16 protein-coding genes are annotated in these 16,037 nt (G+C 73.2%); 5 read left to right on the plus strand and 11 right to left on the minus strand.

All coding sequences use genetic code 11. The features are described from left to right. Positions 1-4 precede the first annotated feature (4 nt). On the plus strand, positions 5-1,516 hold the full coding sequence (locus BUE29_RS15770) for a class I adenylate-forming enzyme family protein (RefSeq protein WP_073391386.1): 1,512 nt from the start codon (positions 5-7) through the stop codon (positions 1,514-1,516). A gap of 35 nt (positions 1,517-1,551) precedes the next feature. On the opposite strand, the gene BUE29_RS15775 is transcribed toward BUE29_RS15770, so the two are convergent. Further along, the gene (locus BUE29_RS15775; RefSeq protein WP_073391387.1) at positions 1,552-2,316 is read right to left on the minus strand and encodes an SDR family NAD(P)-dependent oxidoreductase; all 765 of its coding nucleotides are present in this window, start codon (positions 2,314-2,316) and stop codon (positions 1,552-1,554) included. 135 nt (positions 2,317-2,451) lie between these two features. Here BUE29_RS15775 and BUE29_RS15780 point away from each other — a divergent pair, with 135 nt between their 5' ends. Next, a complete protein-coding gene (locus BUE29_RS15780; protein WP_073391388.1) occupies positions 2,452-3,264 on the plus strand; it encodes an enoyl-CoA hydratase/isomerase family protein in 813 nt (270 codons plus the stop codon). Next, positions 3,261-5,411, plus strand: a complete 2,151-nt coding sequence (locus tag BUE29_RS21560) for an acyl-CoA dehydrogenase family protein (protein ID WP_143168208.1) — start codon at positions 3,261-3,263, stop codon at positions 5,409-5,411. The genes BUE29_RS15780 and BUE29_RS21560 overlap by 4 nt, the downstream gene beginning before the upstream one ends. A 21-nt stretch (positions 5,412-5,432) precedes the next feature. On the opposite strand, the gene BUE29_RS15795 is transcribed toward BUE29_RS21560, so the two are convergent. The 3 genes from BUE29_RS15795 to BUE29_RS15805 all read right to left on the minus strand — a co-directional run bounded on the left by BUE29_RS15795 (position 5,433) and on the right by BUE29_RS15805 (position 7,587). Next, on the minus strand, positions 5,433-6,272 hold the full coding sequence (locus tag BUE29_RS15795) for a FadR/GntR family transcriptional regulator (RefSeq protein WP_234971487.1): 840 nt from the start codon (positions 6,270-6,272) through the stop codon (positions 5,433-5,435). 68 nt (positions 6,273-6,340) lie between these two features. Next, positions 6,341-7,111, minus strand: coding sequence for an enoyl-CoA hydratase-related protein (locus BUE29_RS15800; protein ID WP_084181230.1), 771 nt, complete (start codon positions 7,109-7,111; stop codon positions 6,341-6,343). Beyond that, on the minus strand, positions 7,108-7,587 hold the full coding sequence (locus BUE29_RS15805) for a pyridoxamine 5'-phosphate oxidase family protein (protein WP_073391389.1): 480 nt from the start codon (positions 7,585-7,587) through the stop codon (positions 7,108-7,110). Before BUE29_RS15805 ends, BUE29_RS15800 begins: the two co-directional genes overlap by 4 nt. Positions 7,588-7,752: 165 nt before the next feature. On the opposite strand from BUE29_RS15805, the gene BUE29_RS15810 reads away from it, so the two are divergent. Both BUE29_RS15810 and BUE29_RS15815 read left to right on the plus strand, forming a co-directional pair. Then, entirely contained in the window at positions 7,753-8,193 is a 441-nt protein-coding gene (locus BUE29_RS15810; RefSeq protein WP_073391390.1) for a Zn-ribbon domain-containing OB-fold protein, read from the plus strand. Continuing rightward, a complete protein-coding gene (locus BUE29_RS15815) occupies positions 8,190-9,353 on the plus strand; it encodes a thiolase C-terminal domain-containing protein (protein ID WP_073391572.1) in 1,164 nt (387 codons plus the stop codon). The genes BUE29_RS15810 and BUE29_RS15815 overlap by 4 nt, the downstream gene beginning before the upstream one ends. 12 nt (positions 9,354-9,365) lie before the next feature. Here the strand turns inward: BUE29_RS15815 and BUE29_RS15820 are convergent, their stop codons facing one another. From BUE29_RS15820 to BUE29_RS15850, 7 genes are all read right to left on the minus strand, one after another. After that, positions 9,366-9,992, minus strand: coding sequence for a TIM barrel protein (locus BUE29_RS15820; protein ID WP_143168209.1), 627 nt, complete (start codon positions 9,990-9,992; stop codon positions 9,366-9,368). Continuing rightward, positions 9,989-10,882, minus strand: a complete 894-nt coding sequence (locus tag BUE29_RS15825; protein WP_073391392.1) for an LLM class flavin-dependent oxidoreductase — start codon at positions 10,880-10,882, stop codon at positions 9,989-9,991. The genes BUE29_RS15820 and BUE29_RS15825 overlap by 4 nt, the downstream gene beginning before the upstream one ends. A 1-nt stretch (position 10,883) precedes the next feature. Continuing rightward, complete coding sequence (locus BUE29_RS15830; protein WP_073391393.1) at positions 10,884-11,666, minus strand: crotonase/enoyl-CoA hydratase family protein; 783 nt, start codon at positions 11,664-11,666, stop codon at positions 10,884-10,886. Between the two features lie 16 nt (positions 11,667-11,682). Further along, on the minus strand, positions 11,683-12,906 hold the full coding sequence (locus BUE29_RS15835) for a cytochrome P450 (RefSeq protein WP_073391394.1): 1,224 nt from the start codon (positions 12,904-12,906) through the stop codon (positions 11,683-11,685). A 107-nt stretch (positions 12,907-13,013) separates the two neighbouring features. After that, positions 13,014-13,781 (minus strand): crotonase/enoyl-CoA hydratase family protein, encoded by a 768-nt coding sequence (locus BUE29_RS15840; RefSeq protein ID WP_073391395.1) that lies wholly within the window; start codon positions 13,779-13,781, stop codon positions 13,014-13,016. Positions 13,782-13,849: 68 nt separating this feature from the next. Then, entirely contained in the window at positions 13,850-14,569 is a 720-nt protein-coding gene (locus tag BUE29_RS15845; RefSeq protein ID WP_073391396.1) for a Crp/Fnr family transcriptional regulator, read from the minus strand. Between the two features lie 135 nt (positions 14,570-14,704). Further along, positions 14,705-15,868 carry a Vgb family protein gene (locus tag BUE29_RS15850; RefSeq protein ID WP_073391397.1) on the minus strand — a complete coding sequence of 388 codons (1,164 nt, stop codon included), beginning with the start codon at positions 15,866-15,868 and terminating at the stop codon, positions 14,705-14,707. Between the last annotated feature and the right edge of the window lie 169 nt (positions 15,869-16,037).

A 16,037-nucleotide genomic window follows, 5' to 3' on the forward strand; every position in this document is an offset into this window, starting at 1 on the left:
GTGCGTGAACATCGGGCTGCTGCTGGACATGGCCGCGCAGGCCTGTGCCGAGCGCACCGCGGTCGGGTCGCGAGGATCCGGCGCCACCTTCGAGACCCTGCACGGGGACGCGCTGGCGGTCGCGGCGAGCATCGCCGCGCGGGGCGCGGACCGGCTGGTGCTCGCGGCGGAGAGCTCGGAGCACTCCCCGGCGCTGCTGTTCGGTGCCGCGTACGCCGGGGTGCCGTTCTGCTCGGTGAACTACCGGCTCGCCGACGACCGGCTGCGGTCGGTGCTGGCGCGCACGGCGCCCGCGCTCGTGGTGGTCGACGGCGGGACGGCGGAGCGGGTCCGGGCCGTGCCGGGCCTGTCGGTGGTCACCGCGGCCGAGCTGGTGCACGAGCCCGCCGCCGACGGCGGCCCGGCCGCGGCCGGCGACCCGGCGGACCCGGCCGGCGACTCGGTGGCCATCACGCTGTTCACGAGCGGCACGACGGGGGAGCCGAAGAGCGTGCTGCTGCGCCACCGCAACCTGTTCTCCTACATCGTCGGGACGGTCGAGCTCGCTGCGGCGGGGGAGGACGAGGCGGCTCTGGTGAGCGTGCCCCCGTACCACATCGCCGGTCTCGCGGCGATCCTGTCCAACGTCTATCTCGGCCGCCGGATCGTCTACCTGCCGCAGTTCGATCCCGCGGCCTGGGTCGAGAGCGCGGCGCGGGAGCGGGTCACGCACGCGATGATCGTCCCGACCATGCTGGGCCGCATCCTCGACGTCGTCGAGGCCGGCGACGCCGACCTCGGGGCGCTGCGTCACCTGTCCTACGGCGGTGGCCGGATGCCGATCGCGACCATCGAGCGGGCGATGCGGTTGCTGCCCGGCGTCGACTTCGTCAACGCCTACGGGCTGACCGAGACCAGCTCGACCGTCGCCCTGCTCACCCCGCAGGACCACCGCGACGCGCTGGCCGGCGACGACCCCGCGGTCGCGGCCCGCCTCGGGTCGGTCGGCCGCGCCACGCCGGGTGTCCAGGTCGAGGTGCGCGACGCCGACGGCGCGGTGCTGCCCGCCGGCGAGATCGGCGAGATCCACGTGCGCGGCGAGCAGGTCGCGGGGGAGTACGAGGGCCGCCTCGCGCTCGACGCCGACGGCTGGTTCGCCACCAACGACCTCGGCCGACTCGACGAGGCCGGCTTCCTGTTCCTGGAGGGACGCGCCGACGACGTCATCGTGCGCGGGGGCGAGAACCTGTCACCCGGCGAGATCGAGGATGTGCTGCTCACCCATCCGGCCGTTGCCGAGGCAGCGGTGATCGGGGTCCCCGACGAGGAGTGGGGCGAGAGCCCCGCCGCGTTCGTGGTCCTCGAACCCGGGCGGACGGCCGACGCCGACGAGCTGCGGGCCTGGGTCCGTGGGCAGCTGCGCTCGTCGCGCATGCCGTCGCTGGTGGTCGAGCGCGAGGCGCTGCCCTACAGCGAGACGGGCAAGCTGCTGCGACGCGTGCTGCGGGCCGAGGCCGCCGCCCCGACGAGCCGCTGACGAGCCGCGCGCCGACGCGGGCCACCGGGGTCCGGTCAGTGCGCGGTCCAGCCGCCGTCGACCACCACCGTCTGCCCGGTGACGTAACTGCTCGCCTCGCTGGCGAGGAACAGCAGCGCGCCGTCGAAGTCCGCCGGCTGGCCGTGGCGCGGGATGAGGGTGTTGCGCAGGATCCAGTCCTGGATCTTCTCGTGGTGGATGACGCCGCCGGTCATCTCGCTCTCGAAGAAGCCGGGCGCCAGGCAGTTGGCCCGGATGCCGTGACGGGCCCACTGGGCCGCCCATTCGCGGGTGATCGCCTCCATGCCGCCCTTGGACGCGGCGTACACGGCCTGCGGGAAGCGGGCGATGCCGGCCCGCGCCGCGATCGAGGTGACGTTCACGATCACGCCTGCCCCCCGGTCGCGCCAGGTCGGGAAGAGCTCCTGCACGATGCGGATCGGGCTGACCAGGTTGACGTTGAGGGTGGCGGTGATGTCGTCCACCGACTCGTCCTCGGCGCGGACGCCACCGGCGATGAAGGCGGCGTTGTTCACGACGACGTCGATGTCGCCGACGGCGTCGACGGCCCGTGCCACCAGTCCGGGCACAGCGGCGACGTCGCCGAGATCGCCGGGGACGGCGACGCAGCCCGGCGTCCCGCCTGCGACCTCGGCCAGCAGCTCGGCGCGCCGGCCCACCAGCGCCACCCGGGCGCCGGCCTCGCCGAGCGTCTGCGCGAACCGGCGGCCCAGGCCGGCGGTCGCCCCCGTGAGCAGGACGGACCTGCCGGCCAGGGAGAAGAGGTCCGTGCTGCTCATCGCGACTCCGTGTCGGCTGCGGGGCGCGGTGGCCCGGGTGTCGAGAGCTCGGGACGCTCGCTCTCTTTTCTGTATAAAGATAGTATTCCTTCGGCCGCTCGTGCGAGAGGCCGTCGAACCAGGACGGAGCCAACGGTGAGCTCGGATTCGCAGTACGACACGATCCTCGTCGACGACCGGGACGACGGGGTCACCGTGGTCACCCTGAACCGTCCGGACAGGCTGAACGCGTTCGACACCGCGATGCGGGCGGACTTCCGCCGGCTGTGGGCCCGGGTCCGGGACGACGTCGACGTGCGTGCCGTGGTCCTGCGCGCCGCCGGGGAGCGGGCCTTCTCGACCGGGCTCGACGTCACCGAGCGCACGACGGACAACGACAGCCCGTGGGTCGACGTCACCGCGCCGTTCGCCGAGACCGAGGACCCCGGCCACGATCTGTCACCGAAGCGCAACCAGGTGTGGAAGCCGGTCGTGGCCGCGGTGAGGGGCATGTGCGCCGGCGGCGCGTTCTACTGGATCGCCGAGTGCGACATCGTGATCTGCTCGCCGGACGCCACGTTCTTCGACCCGCACGTCACCTACGGCATGGTCGCCGCCCTCGAGCCCATCGCGCTGTCCTACCGCATGCACATGTCCGACGTCCTGCGCATGTCACTGCTGGGTCTGCACGAACGGCTGTCGGCCGAGACCGCGCGCAGCAGCGGCCTCGTGAGCGAGGTGGTCGCGGCCGACGAGCTCGACGCGCGGGCCCTGCAGCTCGCGTCGGCCATCGCCTCGCAGCCGGCCGCGGCGGTCGAGGGCACGGTCAAGGCGATCTGGCAGTCGATGGACGCCGCACGGAACCAGGCGCTGTCCACGGCGCTGCTGTACACGCAGGTGGGCAATCCGGTCGGCACCGCGACCGTGGACCGCGCCGCGGCCAAGCCGTCGCAGTGGTGGCTCCGGTGACCGCCGTGGCCGACGACGAGCTCGAACTCGTCCGTGGTACCGCTCGTCAGATTGCGCAGCGTTGCGCGAAAGCAGGTCACGACGCGGACGCGCACGTCACGTGCTGGCAGGCGCTCGTCGAGGCGGGTCTGACCGAGCTGCGCGAGGGGGAGCCCGACAACACGCCGGCGGCACCCGCGGCCATGGCGGCGGCCGTCGTCGAGGAGCTGGCACGGGTGGTGTGCGGTGCACCGCTGCTCGGGCACTTGCTCGCGGCGGAGCTCGCCCGCCTCGGCGGTGTCGTGCTGCCCGCCGGCGAGGCCTGGACCGTCGCGCTCGACGACACGTGGTCCCGTCTCGGGAACGCGGTCGGCTGGGACGCGGCGCGGGCGACCGTCGCGCTGGCGCTGGACGGCGCCGGGACCGGCGGCGTCTCGGTGGTGACCGTCGGCGACCGCGACGTGACGGCGGACCCCACGCGGCGGATCGCCACGTGCGCCGGTCCGACCGGGCAGGGGGCCGAGGCCGGCATCGACACGATCGCGGCGTTCCACGCCTTCGCGCGCACTCTGGTCGCCGCCGATGCCGTCGGTGCCGCCGCCGGTGTGCTCGACGCGGCGCTGGGCTACGTCCAGGAGCGGGTGCAGTTCGGCGTGCCCGTCGGCTCGTTCCAGGCGGTGCAGCACCTGCTCGCCGAGGCCTTCGTGCGGCTGGAGGCCGCCCGCAGCTCGCTGACGTTCGCGACGCGGGCCCTGGATGCGACGCCGCTCGACCCCGCGGCCGCGACGCGGACGTCGCTGGTGGTCAAGGGCTGGACGGGCGACGCGGTCGTCGACGTGGTCGAGGCGGCGGTGCAGGCGTTCGGGGGCATCGCCATCACGTGGGAGCACCCGGCCCACCGGCACCTGCGTCGGGTGCTCGTCGACCGGCAGTCCCTCGGCGCCCCCGCCACCGTCGACCCGTTGCTCCTCGACGCGACGCCGCTCGACGCGGGCTCGACCGACGCGGGCTCGCCCGGCGCGGGCTCGCCCGACGCGACCGAGGGCGTCACGGCCGACGACACGGAGCTCGCCCGCTTCCGCCGGGACCTGCGCCGTTGGCTGCGCGAGCACGGCATCGAGCGGCGCGAGGACGAGGAGCACGCCCGCTTCCTGCAGCGCTGGCACCAGGAGCTGGCCGCCGGCGGCTGGGTCGGCCTGTCGTGGCCGCAGGAGTACGGCGGCCACGGACTGTCCGGCGTGTACGAGGTGGTCGTCAACGAGGAGATCGGACGCGCCGGCGCGCCGGACGCCCCTCGCGTCGGCTACATGGGCCGGGCGCTGCTCACGTGGGGCAGCGAGCAGCAGCGCACGCGCTACCTGCCCGGCCTGCTGCGTGGCGACGACTACTGGTGCCAGGGCTTCAGCGAGCCGGGGGCCGGCTCCGACCTCGCCAACATCTCGACGCGCGCGGTCCGCGACGGTGATCGCTACGTGATCAGCGGGCAGAAGGTGTGGACGAGCTACGGCGAGTTCGCCGACTTCTGCCTGCTGCTGGCGCGGACGTCGTCGGCGGCCGGACAGCCGAAGCACAAGGGCATCTCGGCGTTCGTGCTGCCGATGGACAGCCCGGGGGTGGAGGTCCGGCCCATCCGTGCCATCACCGGGCACTCGGAGTTCTGCGAGATCTTCCTCGACGACGTCGAGCTCGGTGCCGAGCAGCGCATCGGGGCCGAGGGCGACGGCTGGCCGATCGCGATGATGACCGTGTCCTACGAGCGGGGCGCCGCCGACGTCGGTTACCTGTCCAAGTTCGGCGCGGCCCTCGGGGAACTGCGGCGCCTCGTGGGCAAACGGGCCGACGAGCCCACCGTCCGGCTGGAGCTCGGCCGGCTGACGCGGCTGTACACGCTGCTGGGCCAGCACGTCGAGCGCCGTCTCGAGGACCGGCAGCGCACCCAGGCGGTGCCCGGTCCGGAGATGTCGGTGGACAAGGTGCTGATGACGCTCGTCGACCAGTCCCTGCACGCCGGGGCGCTGCGGCTGCTCGGGCCCGGGGCGCTGGCCGGCGGCGATCGCGGCGAGTGGCTCGAGCGCTACTTCTACTCGCGCGCGGCCTCGATCTACGGCGGCAGCCAGCAGATCCAGCTCAACATCATCGCGCAGCGGCTGCTGGGCCTGCCCCACTGACCGCCGCGCGAGGCGGCGCGATCAGAGGACGCTGTACCCCGCGTCGCTGCGCTGGTCGGTCGTGACGGAGCGCAGGCCACGGATCGCCCGCGACGACGCGGCGTCCACGACCCGGTCGCCGAACTCGGCCAGCACCCGGTCCTGCGAGGCGTGCAGGTGCGCCCGCGCGGACCGTTCGGCCCCCGCGGCGTCACCGTCCAGGATGCGGGTCGCGATCCGCCGGTGGGCGTTCAGCACGGTGCGCTGCTCCTGCTTGGTCGGGTAGTGGCCGACCTCGGACGCCTCGTGCGCCCAGGTCTGCTCCTGCGCCGTCCAGATGGTCACCAGGCTGCGGATGAGCAGGCGCGTCGTGACCGGTGTCGTGTACGCGACGACGAGCTCGTGGAAGGTGCGCGAGACCCGGGTGAAGGCCGGGCCGTCCCCGACGGCGGCGGCGCTCAGCTCGAGGTTCTCCTCGAAGCGCGGGCGCAGGACGTCCTTGCGGTCGGCGCGCTGGGCGCAGGCGGCGGCGCTGCGGGGCTCGAGGTCCCGGATGCTCTCGGCCAGGTCGTGCAGGTGCACCTGCTCGCCCTGCAGCGCCATGCCGATCGCGTGCGCCATGGAGCCGCCGTTCGGGCGGTGGACCACCGCGCCGCCCAGCTTGCCGCGACGCACGGTGATCAGGCCCTCGACCTCCAGGATCCGCAATGCCTCCCGCATGGGCGGCGCGCTGACCCCGAACATGACGACGAGGTCCTCCTGCTTGGGCAGCGCGCCCTCGGGGATGCTGCCGTTGAGGATGCGCTCACGCAGCTCGGCCGCGATCGCCTCGGCCAACCGCGGCTGGATGCGGGTGCCCATGGGGCCGAACGGTTCGGACACAACCACTCCGTCGTTTTGGCTGAAAGATTGTGAGACTTTACCGCGTTTCGTCCCGCAGCCGGGGACGCTCAGCGATTGCGCCACACGGGCGGACGTTTCGCGCGGAACGCGGCCATCGCCTCGGCGAAGTCCGCGCTGGCTTGCAGGGCCTCGACGGCGGCCGCGGTGGCGGCCCAGCCGGCGTCCGCCTCGTCGCGACCGAGCGTGTCCAGGGCGCGCAGCGTCTCGCGCTGCGCGATCGGCGCGTGCCGCACGATCTCCGCCGCGAGCCCGAGGGCGCGGTCCAGCGCCTCGCCCGGGGCGGTGACCTCGTTGACGAGCCCCAGCGACCAGGCCCGGCGAGCGTCCAGCCGGCGCCCGGTCAGCAGCAGCTCCCGCGCGACGTTCACCGGCAGCGCCCGCGGCGCCAGGAACAGTGCGCCGCTCGCCGCCACGACGCCGCGCGTCGTCTCGGGCAGGGCGAAGGTGGCGGTCTCGCCGGCCACGACGAGGTCGCAGGCCAGCGCCAGCTCGAAGCCGCCGCCGTACGCGTAGCCCTCGACCGCGGCCACCAGCGGGGTGGTTCGCCGCCGCCGCATCACCCCGTAGGTGCCGCCACGCTCGGTCGGCGCGCCGGGACCCGCGACCAGGTCGGTGCCGGCGCTGAACCCGCCGTCCGAGCCGGTCAGGACACCGGCCCACAGCTCCGGGTCGTCCTGCAGCAGGTTCAGTGCGGCGTCCAGCCCGGCGGTCACCGCCGCGTCGATCGCGTTGCGCTTGGCCGGCCGGCGGATGCGGACGACGAGCACCCGACCCTCGCGGGTCACCTCGACCGGGTCCGCGGGCGCGCCCTCGCTCACGGCCGGCCGAGCTTGCGGAAGTCCCAGCTCGTGACCCGCGACGGCACGACCTGCAGCCAGGCGTGCCGTCCGTCGTGCCGCATCGCCGGCTGTCCCGTGTACTTGCGCGAGAACTCCCGTTCGACGTCGACGAGCTCCGGGTCCGCGAGCCCGGTGCGCGGTCGCTCGCCCACCGGTCGCGCCGTGCCGCGCAGTTCGACGCCGCGCAGCTGGTCGTAGTCGTGTCCGGTGTCGACGATGACCGCCACCCGGGGATCGCGCTCCAGGTCGAGCCAGCGTTGCGAGCCGAACAGCGACGTCAGCCAGAGGGCATGGCCGTCCCAGTGGAACCAGAGCGGCGTCACGTGCGGTCCGGCGGTCGACGTCGTGGCCACCCGGCAGGTGCGCTCCTCGGCGAGGAACGCGTCACGCTCGGCGACGGTCATGGCGATGCGCCGGCCACGTCGCTGCGTCGGACCGGACGTGTCGCCCGTCATCGCTGCCCGCCGACGCGGCGGGACGCGGCACGTCCAGGGTGCATACCGTGGTCTCCTTCGATCGGTCTCACGGGGACGCGGCCGGAGACGCACCCCGGCGCGGCTCTCGCTACCGTCGCAGAAGGTTGTTATCTTTTCAAGGATAACTCGACCGGATGGGGTGGCATGGCGACGGAACGCGACCAGGTGGACCCGTTCGACCAGCGGGTCGACTTCCCGTTCTGGGACGGGCTCGGCCGCGGCGAGCTGCGGGTGCAGCGCTGCGTCGCCTGCCGGGCCTGGCGGTGGCCGGCGGACTGGCGGTGCCCGGAGTGCGGGTCGTACGACCTGGGGTGGGAGGTCGTCGAGGCGACCGGCACCGTCTACAGCTGGACGCGGACCCGGCAGGCCTTCGTGCCGGCCTTCGCCGACCTCGTGCCCTACGTCAACGTGCTCGTCGAGCTGCCCCAGGCCGGTGGTGCGCGGCTGCTCGGGCTGTTGGTCGGTAACGCGGACGAGCGTGACGTCCGCATCGGGGCGTCCGTGATCGGCCACGTCGCCGCGCCGTCGGAACGCACGCTGGACCTGCCCGCGCTGCAGTGGACGCTGGCGGGTGGGGCACGATGAAGGCCGGTCAGGTCGCGGCGGTCGGATTCGGCACGACCCCCTACTACAAGCGCGGCCGGTCGCCGCACGCCGAACGCAAGCTGCTGCTCATGGCGATCGACGACGCGGCCCGCATGGCCGGCATCGACGCCCGCGACATCGACGGCTTCGTCTCCTACGGCGCCGACCTGCAGGAGGGCACCCGGCTGGCCGGTCCGCTCGGCACGAGGGAGCTGCGGTGGTCGAGTCTGGTGTGGGGCGGGGGAGGCGGCGGCAGTGCCGCGGCGATCGCGCAGGCCGAGGCGGCCATCGTGTCCGGCCAGGCCGAGACCGTGGTCGTCTACCGGGCGACCGCGCAGTCGACCAGCGGGCGGCTGAGCTCCGCCGTCATCCAGGGTGTGTTCGGGGCGCACTACCGCGTCCACGGCGTCGACTCGCCGATCCAGGCGCTCGCGCTGCGGACCCAGCGACTGCTCGAGGCCGAGGGGATCCCGCGCAGCGCGCTGTCGGCGATCGCCCGCGCCTGCTATCACCACGCCAACCGCAATCCCGGCGCCGTCGGTGAGACCACGTCGCTGACCGAGGACGTCTACGACGAGGCACGGCTGCTCGCCGATCCGATCCGCCTGTTCGACTCCTCGCGCGAGAACGACGCGGCGGCCGCGATCGTGTTCACCTCGGCCGAGCGCGCGCGCGACCTGACCGACAAGCCCGTCTACCTGCTCGCCTCGGCCTACGGCGCGCTCGGCCCGCGGTGGGGCGAGCTCGACGAGAACCACGAGCCGTACACGGCCTCGGCGCAGCTCGGCCCGGCGCGACGGGTCTGGGCCCGGACCGGTCTCGGCCCGGCCGATGTCGACGTCCTGCAGCTCTACGTCAACTTCACCGGGCCGGCCGTGGCGGCGCTGCTCGACCTGGGGTTCTGCACCCGCGAGAACGCGGCGGAGGTCCTCACCTTCGACAACCTCGTCGCGCCGTCGGGGCGGCTGCCGATCAACACGAGCGGCGGCGACATGGCCGAGGGCTTCCTGCACGGCATGGGCAACGCGGTCGAGGCGGTGCGTCAGCTGCGGGGCGAGTCGGCGAACCCCGTCCCGGGCGCCCGCATCTGCCTGTGCTCGGGCGGGCCGATCTCGGAGCTGAGCAGCCTGGCGCTGTTCGGCACCGAGCCGATGGACTGAGCCGCCGGTGCCTCAACGCAGCTGCAGCATCGGCCTAACGTGCTCGGCCAGCTGCACTGCGTGTCCGACCGGATCGGTCAGCGGCCAGCCGAGTCGCGGCAGGTCGAAGTACTCGATCGACAGCAGCCCGTCGTAGCGGCACCGCTCGAGCACGGCGAACACCGCGGCGAAGTCGACCGTCCCGCGATCGGCCGGCAGCTGGGCGCGTCCCGGTGCCGCCTGGCGCAGCTGCACGTGGTGGGCGAGCGGCAGCAGGGCGCCGAGATCACCGCCCCACGCGGTCACGTGACCGGTGTCCACGACGACGCGGACGGCCGGGACCCGGGCGACGAGGTCACGCACCGCGTCGTCGTCGCCGAACAGCGACCCGGCCCACGGCTCGACGTAGGGATCGGCGATCCGGCGCAGCCGGTCGATCTCCGCGTCCCGATCGGCTCCGCGCGGCGGGGCGGGCCACGCGCACCCCGCGCGAGGGGTCCGGGACAGCCGGACGCCGGTCGGCAGCAGGCCCGGATCCGGGTCGTCGGCGAAGACGTCGAGGTGCGCGAAGCGCAGGCGGGCGGCCTCGCGTGCGGCGGTGCCGAGGTCGGTCGGCCAGGCCAGCCGGCAGATGCCGAGCGGCCAGCGGGTCGACGTCACGGCCGCGCGGCCGAGTGGCACGCGACGAAGCGGTGCAGGTCGTCGCGGACCTCGCCGGCCGACCGGCCGGCACTGCCGGACTCGAGCCAGGTGACGCCGGCCTCGGCCAGTTGGCCGATCTCGTCGACGGCCCGGCCCTCGTCGCGCGTCCAGCCGGGGTCGGTGCGCACGAAGCACACGGCGGGCGACCGGTCGGGGTGATGGTGCGCGTGGGCCGCGCGGTACCGCTCGACCCGGTCGCGCAGCGTGCGCACCGTCGCCGCGGCGGTCGCGGCCGACCCCGCCCACTCCTCGGCCACCTCGAACGGCATCCACCCGCTGAACTCGCGGGCGGCCTGCGCCACGGCGAGACGGCTGTTGCCGCCGCGCCAGAGCGGGATCTCGTGCCCGGCGGGCGGCACCGGGCGCAGCGTGTTGCCGCGGGCCGTCCACCCCTCGCCGGCCAGCTGCACGGGCTGTCCCGTCCAGGCCGCGCGCATGGCTCGCGCGGTCGCCGCGGTCTGCCCCGACCGGTCGGCGTAGGAGGCGCCGAGCGCGTCGAACTCGCTGCGCACGTAGCCGGCCCCGAGGCCGGCGACGACGCGGCCGGCGCAGCCGGCGTCGAGGGTCGCGAGCATCGACGCGGTCAGGAACGGGTTGCGGTACGGCGCGACGAGCAGGCTGAACAGCAGCTGCACCCGTGACGTGCGGGCCGCCACCAGGCTCAACAGGACGAACGGGTCGTAGGTGTGGTGGGCGGGGGCGCCGCGTGCGACGACCGGGAAGGGATGGTCGCTCGCGGCGACGGCGGCGATGCCGAGCTCCTCGGCGGTACCGGCGAGGTCGAGCAGTTGCGGCAGGGTGAGCGTGCTGGAGCGGCGTGGCGCGGGCAGGTGGAAGACGAGCCGCACGTCAGGACCCGGTCCAGCGCGGGTCGCGACGCTCCAGGAACGCGTGGACGCCCTCACGGAAGTCGTCGGTGGCCGCGACGGAGCGCACGGCGGCGCGGGAGCGCTCCCAGCCGACCTCGTCCGGGGCGTAGGCGGTGTCGAGGACGACCGTGCGCGAGAGCTGTACGGCCAGCGGGGCGTTCGCGGTGATCCGGGCGGCGAGCGCGCGGGCACGGGTCACCGCCTGACCGGCCGGGCACACCTCGTTGACCAGGCCAAGCTCGGCGGCGACCGGGGCCGGGAAGGTGTCGCCGGTGAGCGCCCACTCCATCGCCTTGACCAGCGGGATGCGGCGCGGCAACCGGAACAGGCCGCCGCCGGCGGCGACGTTGCTGCGCTTCACCTCGACCAGCCCGAAGGTCGCGGTGGTCGACGCGACGACCAGGTCGCACGCCAGCACGATCTCCGTCCCCGCGGCAAGGGCCGGGCCCTCCACCGCCGCGATGATCGGCGTGGCGTGTTCGCGTCGGACGATGCCGGCGAGGCCGCCGCGGCGCGTCGTCAGGCAGCGGGTGTTGCCGGCACGGATCTCACGCAGGTCGGCCCCGGCGCAGAAGGCGGGCGGGGCGCCGGTGAGGACGGCGACCCACACCTGCGGATCGGCCTCGACCGCGTCGATCGCGGCCTCGATCCCCTCGGCCACCGCGCCGTTCACGGCATTCCGGGCCTCCGGCCGGTCGATGGTGATCAGCGCCAGGTGCTCGTCGCGATCGACCTCGTACCGGACCGCGGGAGCCGTCGTCATCGCTGCGCGCGGCCGCTCACGGCCGCGGTCGGACGGGCAGGCGGTGGAAGCCGTTGTTCACCCCGACGAGCTCGTAGCGCCGGATGCCCTCGGTCACCACCGCGTAGTCGGGCATGTGGTCGAGCAGCGTCTCGATCGCGGTCCGGAGCTCCATCTTGGCCAGCCAGATGCCGAGGCAGTAGTGCAGCCCCGCACCGAAGGACAGGTGCAGGCCGTCGCGGCGGCCGAGCTGCACCGCCGCGGCGTCGCCGAAGCGGTCCTCGTCCAGGTTGGCCGACGCGATGAGCGCCGCGACACGGTCGCCGGCGCGTACCTGCACCGCGCCGAGCCGCACGTCGTGCCGGGCGGTCCGGGCCACGAGCGGGGTCACGGCCGACAGCCGGGTGAGCTCGTCCACGGCGCCCGGGATCAGCGAGCGGTCGTCGCGCAGCCGCGCGCGCAGCTCCCGGTCGCCGTCGAGGTGCAGCACGATGTGGTCCATCGACGACGCCGTGGTGCGCACCCCACCGAGCACCATCGACAGGGCCAGGGACACGCACTCGTCCTCGGTGAACCCGGTCGCGGGGTCGACCAGGTGCGAGATCAGGTCGTCGCGGGGCTCCGCGGTGCGGGCTCGTACCACGTCGAGCACGTAGGCCGCGGCCTCCTGGTACTGCCCGGACACGGACGTGGCGAGCGCGTCCCGTTCACCCCCGGCCTCCGGGTCGATCGCGAAGGCGTCCTCGAGCATGAGGATGAACGTGCCCTTGTCCTCGATCTCGTCGAGCCCGACGAAGTCGAAGATGGTGGCGACCGTGAGTCGGAAGCTGAACTCGTGGGCGAAGTCGAACTCGTCGCGACCGGCGAGCTCGGCGGCCAGCTCGTCGGCGACGCGGCGCGCCACCGGGGCCACCCGCTTCTCGATGCTGCCCTTGGCGAACAGGGTGCGCAGCGGCCGGCGCAGCCGGTCGTGGGCCTCGCCGTCCAGGACCCCGGGGATGACGGACGGCGCGTGCGCCGCGGTCGGGATGAGCTTGCCGCCCTGGGTGCCGTCGGCGCTGCGCTCGACGGTGAAGTTGACGTCGTCGCTGATCACCTGCCGCGCCGTGTCGTACGTCGACGCCACCCAGAAGCCCTCGTAGTGTGCCGAGTGCGCGACCGGGCACCGCTCGCGCAGCTCGGCGAACTTGCGTGCGGCGTCCTGGCCGAACTCCGGGGTGTGGTGGTCGAAGTCGACCGTCGGCTCATGGGTGTCAGCCACTGCGGCTCCCTACTCCCGTTCCCCGGCGACGGCGTCAGGGCCGCCTCGCCACGATCGCCACCCTGGCACAGCCTTGTTATCTTTGCAAGGATTAGCGGGTGGGTGGGTCACCGCCCCTGCCACACCGGAGCGCGCTTCTCGGCGAACGCCCGAGCACCTTCGTGCGCGTCCTGCGAGGCGTTGACCGGGTCGAGGATGGGGCGTTGCGCCCGGAAGCCCTCGCCGAGGGTCCAGTCGGCCGACCGGGTGATGATCTCCTTGGTCGCCGCGACCGCGAGCGGTCCGTTGGGGGTGATGCGGCCGGCCAGCTGCAGCGCCGCGTCGAGGGCGCCACCGGGCTCGGTCAGCCGGTTGACCAGGCCGACGCGGTGGGCGTCCGCCGCCGGCAACGGGTCGCCGGTGAGGGCGAGCTCCAACGCGACGGACGCCGGGACGCGGCGCGGGAGCCGCAGCAGGCCGCCCCCGCCGGCCACCAGCCCCCGCTTGACCTCGGGGAGGCCGAAGCGCGCGTCGTCCGCCGCCACGATCAGGTCGCAGGCCAGCGCCAGCTCGCACCCGCCGGCGAGCGCCCACCCCTCGACGGCCGCGATGAGCGGCTTGGCGGGCGGTTGCTGACAGATGCCGGCGAGGCCCCGTTCGCCGATCTCGACGATCTCGCCCGCGAGATAGGCCTTGAGATCCATGCCGGCGCAGAAGTTGCCACCCGCGCCGGTGAGGATGCCGACCGTCAGCTCGTCGCGCCGGTCCAGCTCGTCGGCGGCCGCGGCCACCGCCGCAGCGACCGCGTGGTCGATCGCGTTGCGGGCCTGCGGCCTGTTGATGGTGATGACGCAGACCCGGTCGACGGTCTCGACCAGGACCTCCGGTGTGTTCACTCGTGACCTCTCCGATCGACGGTGCGTCGGGTCGCACCGGCACGTTGGCAGTGGGGTGTCAGGGGATGTCAGTGGCTACGCCGCGCGAGCGCGTCGGAGTCGAGTACGGTCACGCTCCGCACGTCGGTGCGGATCCACCCGCGCGTCTCGAAGTGCCGCAGTGCCTTGTTCACGGTCTCGCGGGTCGAGCCGGTCAGCTGGGCGAGCTCCCACTGGGTCAGCTCGTGGTCGATCACGATGCCGCGTGCGGTGTCGGTACCGAAGCGCTCGGCCAGCTGGAGCAGCTGCTTGGCCAGCCGGCTCGGCAGGGTCAACAGGGCGGTGTCGGTCGTCGTCACCGTGACGTTCCTGACGCGACGCGCCAGGCAGCCCAACAGGTTGAGGGCCGCGTCCGGGTGCTCGGCGAGCCATGCTCGTAGCGGCGTCCCCGGCAGCATGACCAGCTCGGCGCGATCGCTGAGCACCGAGGCCGTGAGCAGTCGCCGTCCGCCGATGAGCGCCCCGCTCTCGCCGAAGTGGTCCCCGCGGGTCATCACCTCGACCATCGTGGCCTGGGCGCCGCGGTGCTCGTAGGTCAGCGCGACCTTCCCGGCCAGCACCACGAACATGTCGTCACCCTGCGAGCCGGCGGTGAACAACTGCTGGCGACGTCCGGCCTGCCAGTAGCGCGAGCGGTCGAAGAGCGCGGCCAGCCGCGACGGCGGCAGGCCGCGGAACGCCGTGGCGGCGCAGAACTCGGCGAACCGGGCCGGGTCAGCGGCGACGGGGCGTGCGGAGGACCTCGCCACGTGACCTCCCTAGTTGACTATATAAAGATTACGAGGATGAGACGACGCTGTCGAGATGCCTCGTCGCGGCGGCGCCCGACGCGAACGACGTCGGCCCCCGAGACCGGGGTCTCGGGGGCCGACGGGGGTGGGGGTTCAGCCGTACAACGGATACGTGTTCGACACGTCGGTCGTGTTGGGGATGTCGAAGTAGCCGATGCGGTTGCCCGCGAACTCGCCGAAGTAGATCCGTCCCGGCACCGTGTTGTTCAGGTCGCACGGCAGCGAGACCGGGGTCGGCGTGTTGTACTCGTGGAACTCGGACGTCGCGACGTCGAGCTGGCCGATACGTCCGCCGCCGGAGAACGTCCCTTCGACGAAGTACAGCTTGCCGTCGCTGCCGAAGCGCATCTGGCCGGGGTTGGGCAACGGCGAGGCGAGGGCCAGCGTGTCGCCGAGCAGCTTCTTGCGCAGCGCGAGCAGGTCGTACATCGTGATCTTGCCGGTGGCCACGTCGATGCGTCCGATCTGGTTGGTGAGATCGGCCGGGAAGTAGATGTACTTGTCGTCCGGCGACACGGTCAGCCCGCCCGGGACGCTGGGGATCGCGGTCGGGATCGGGTACTCGACCCACTTGTGCGTGTAGACGTCGAAGGTGGCGATCTTGTTCGCGGTGCCCTCGGCGATGGCGATGGTGTTGCCGGTGCCCTTCTCCATGGCGATCGGCCCGGCCAGCGGCGTGGGGATGTCGTACTTGGCCCACTGCTTGGTCGTCGGGTCGTAGCTGCCGATCGCGTTGAGGCCGATCAGCGTGAAGTAGATCTTGCCGTCCTTCGCCCAGCTGTTGTCGAAGGGGATGCCGAGGCCGTTCTGCAGCGGGTTGAGCAGCGGGGCGTTCACGCTGACGCCCGCCCAGGGGAAGGGCAGGGTGGTGATGGTCTCGGTGTCGGGGTGCAGCACCCCCAGCGCGTTGCCGCCGGCCTCGACGAACCAGATGTCGCCGTTCGGGCCGCGGTTCTGGCCACCCGGCAGGCCGCCCGCGTTGGGGAGCTTGATCTCGCTCACGGCGCCGGTGCGGGGGTCGACCTTGCCGTAGCCGTTGCCGGTGAACTGGTCCGTCCACAGGTTGCCGTTGTTGTCGAGGGCCACCTCGCACGGGAAGCTCGCGGGCGTCGCGAACGGCTTGAACTCCTTGATGACGATCCCGCCGCTGCCGGTCGGGGCCGCGTGCGCGGCCGGTGCGAGACCGGCCGTCAGCATCACGGCACCGGCGATCGCGGCGGCGGCCCGCCACCGCTGTCTGGGCTTGTTGGTCGGCACTGACTCACCCTTCGCTGGTCGGTCTGATGAGTCGTTAACTTATAAGCATTATGAGATTAAGCAACCTTTGTCCGACAGCGCCTCCGCCACCGACTGGCGACCTTCCCAGCCGACTGGCGACTTTCCGGCCGACTGGCGAGGTACAGGTCGCCAGTCGGCCGGAAAGTCG

The sequence above is a fragment of the Jatrophihabitans endophyticus genome (assembly GCF_900129455.1).
In the GTDB taxonomy this organism is placed as follows: Bacteria; Actinomycetota; Actinomycetes; order Mycobacteriales; family Jatrophihabitantaceae; genus Jatrophihabitans; species Jatrophihabitans endophyticus.

Bases quoted from the DNA above. Each gene is read 5' to 3' on its own strand.
- BUE29_RS15810 (WP_073391390.1), top strand. From the start codon at position 7,753: ATGGCGACGGAACGCGACCAGGTGGACCCGTTCGACCAGCGGGTCGAC.
- BUE29_RS15775 (WP_073391387.1), bottom strand. From the start codon at position 2,316: ATGAGCAGCACGGACCTCTTCTCCCTGGCCGGCAGGTCCGTCCTGCTC.
- BUE29_RS15830 (WP_073391393.1), bottom strand. From the start codon at position 11,666: ATGACGACGGCTCCCGCGGTCCGGTACGAGGTCGATCGCGACGAGCAC.
- BUE29_RS15815 (WP_073391572.1), top strand. From the start codon at position 8,190: ATGAAGGCCGGTCAGGTCGCGGCGGTCGGATTCGGCACGACCCCCTAC.
- BUE29_RS15805 (WP_073391389.1), bottom strand. From the start codon at position 7,587: ATGACGGGCGACACGTCCGGTCCGACGCAGCGACGTGGCCGGCGCATC.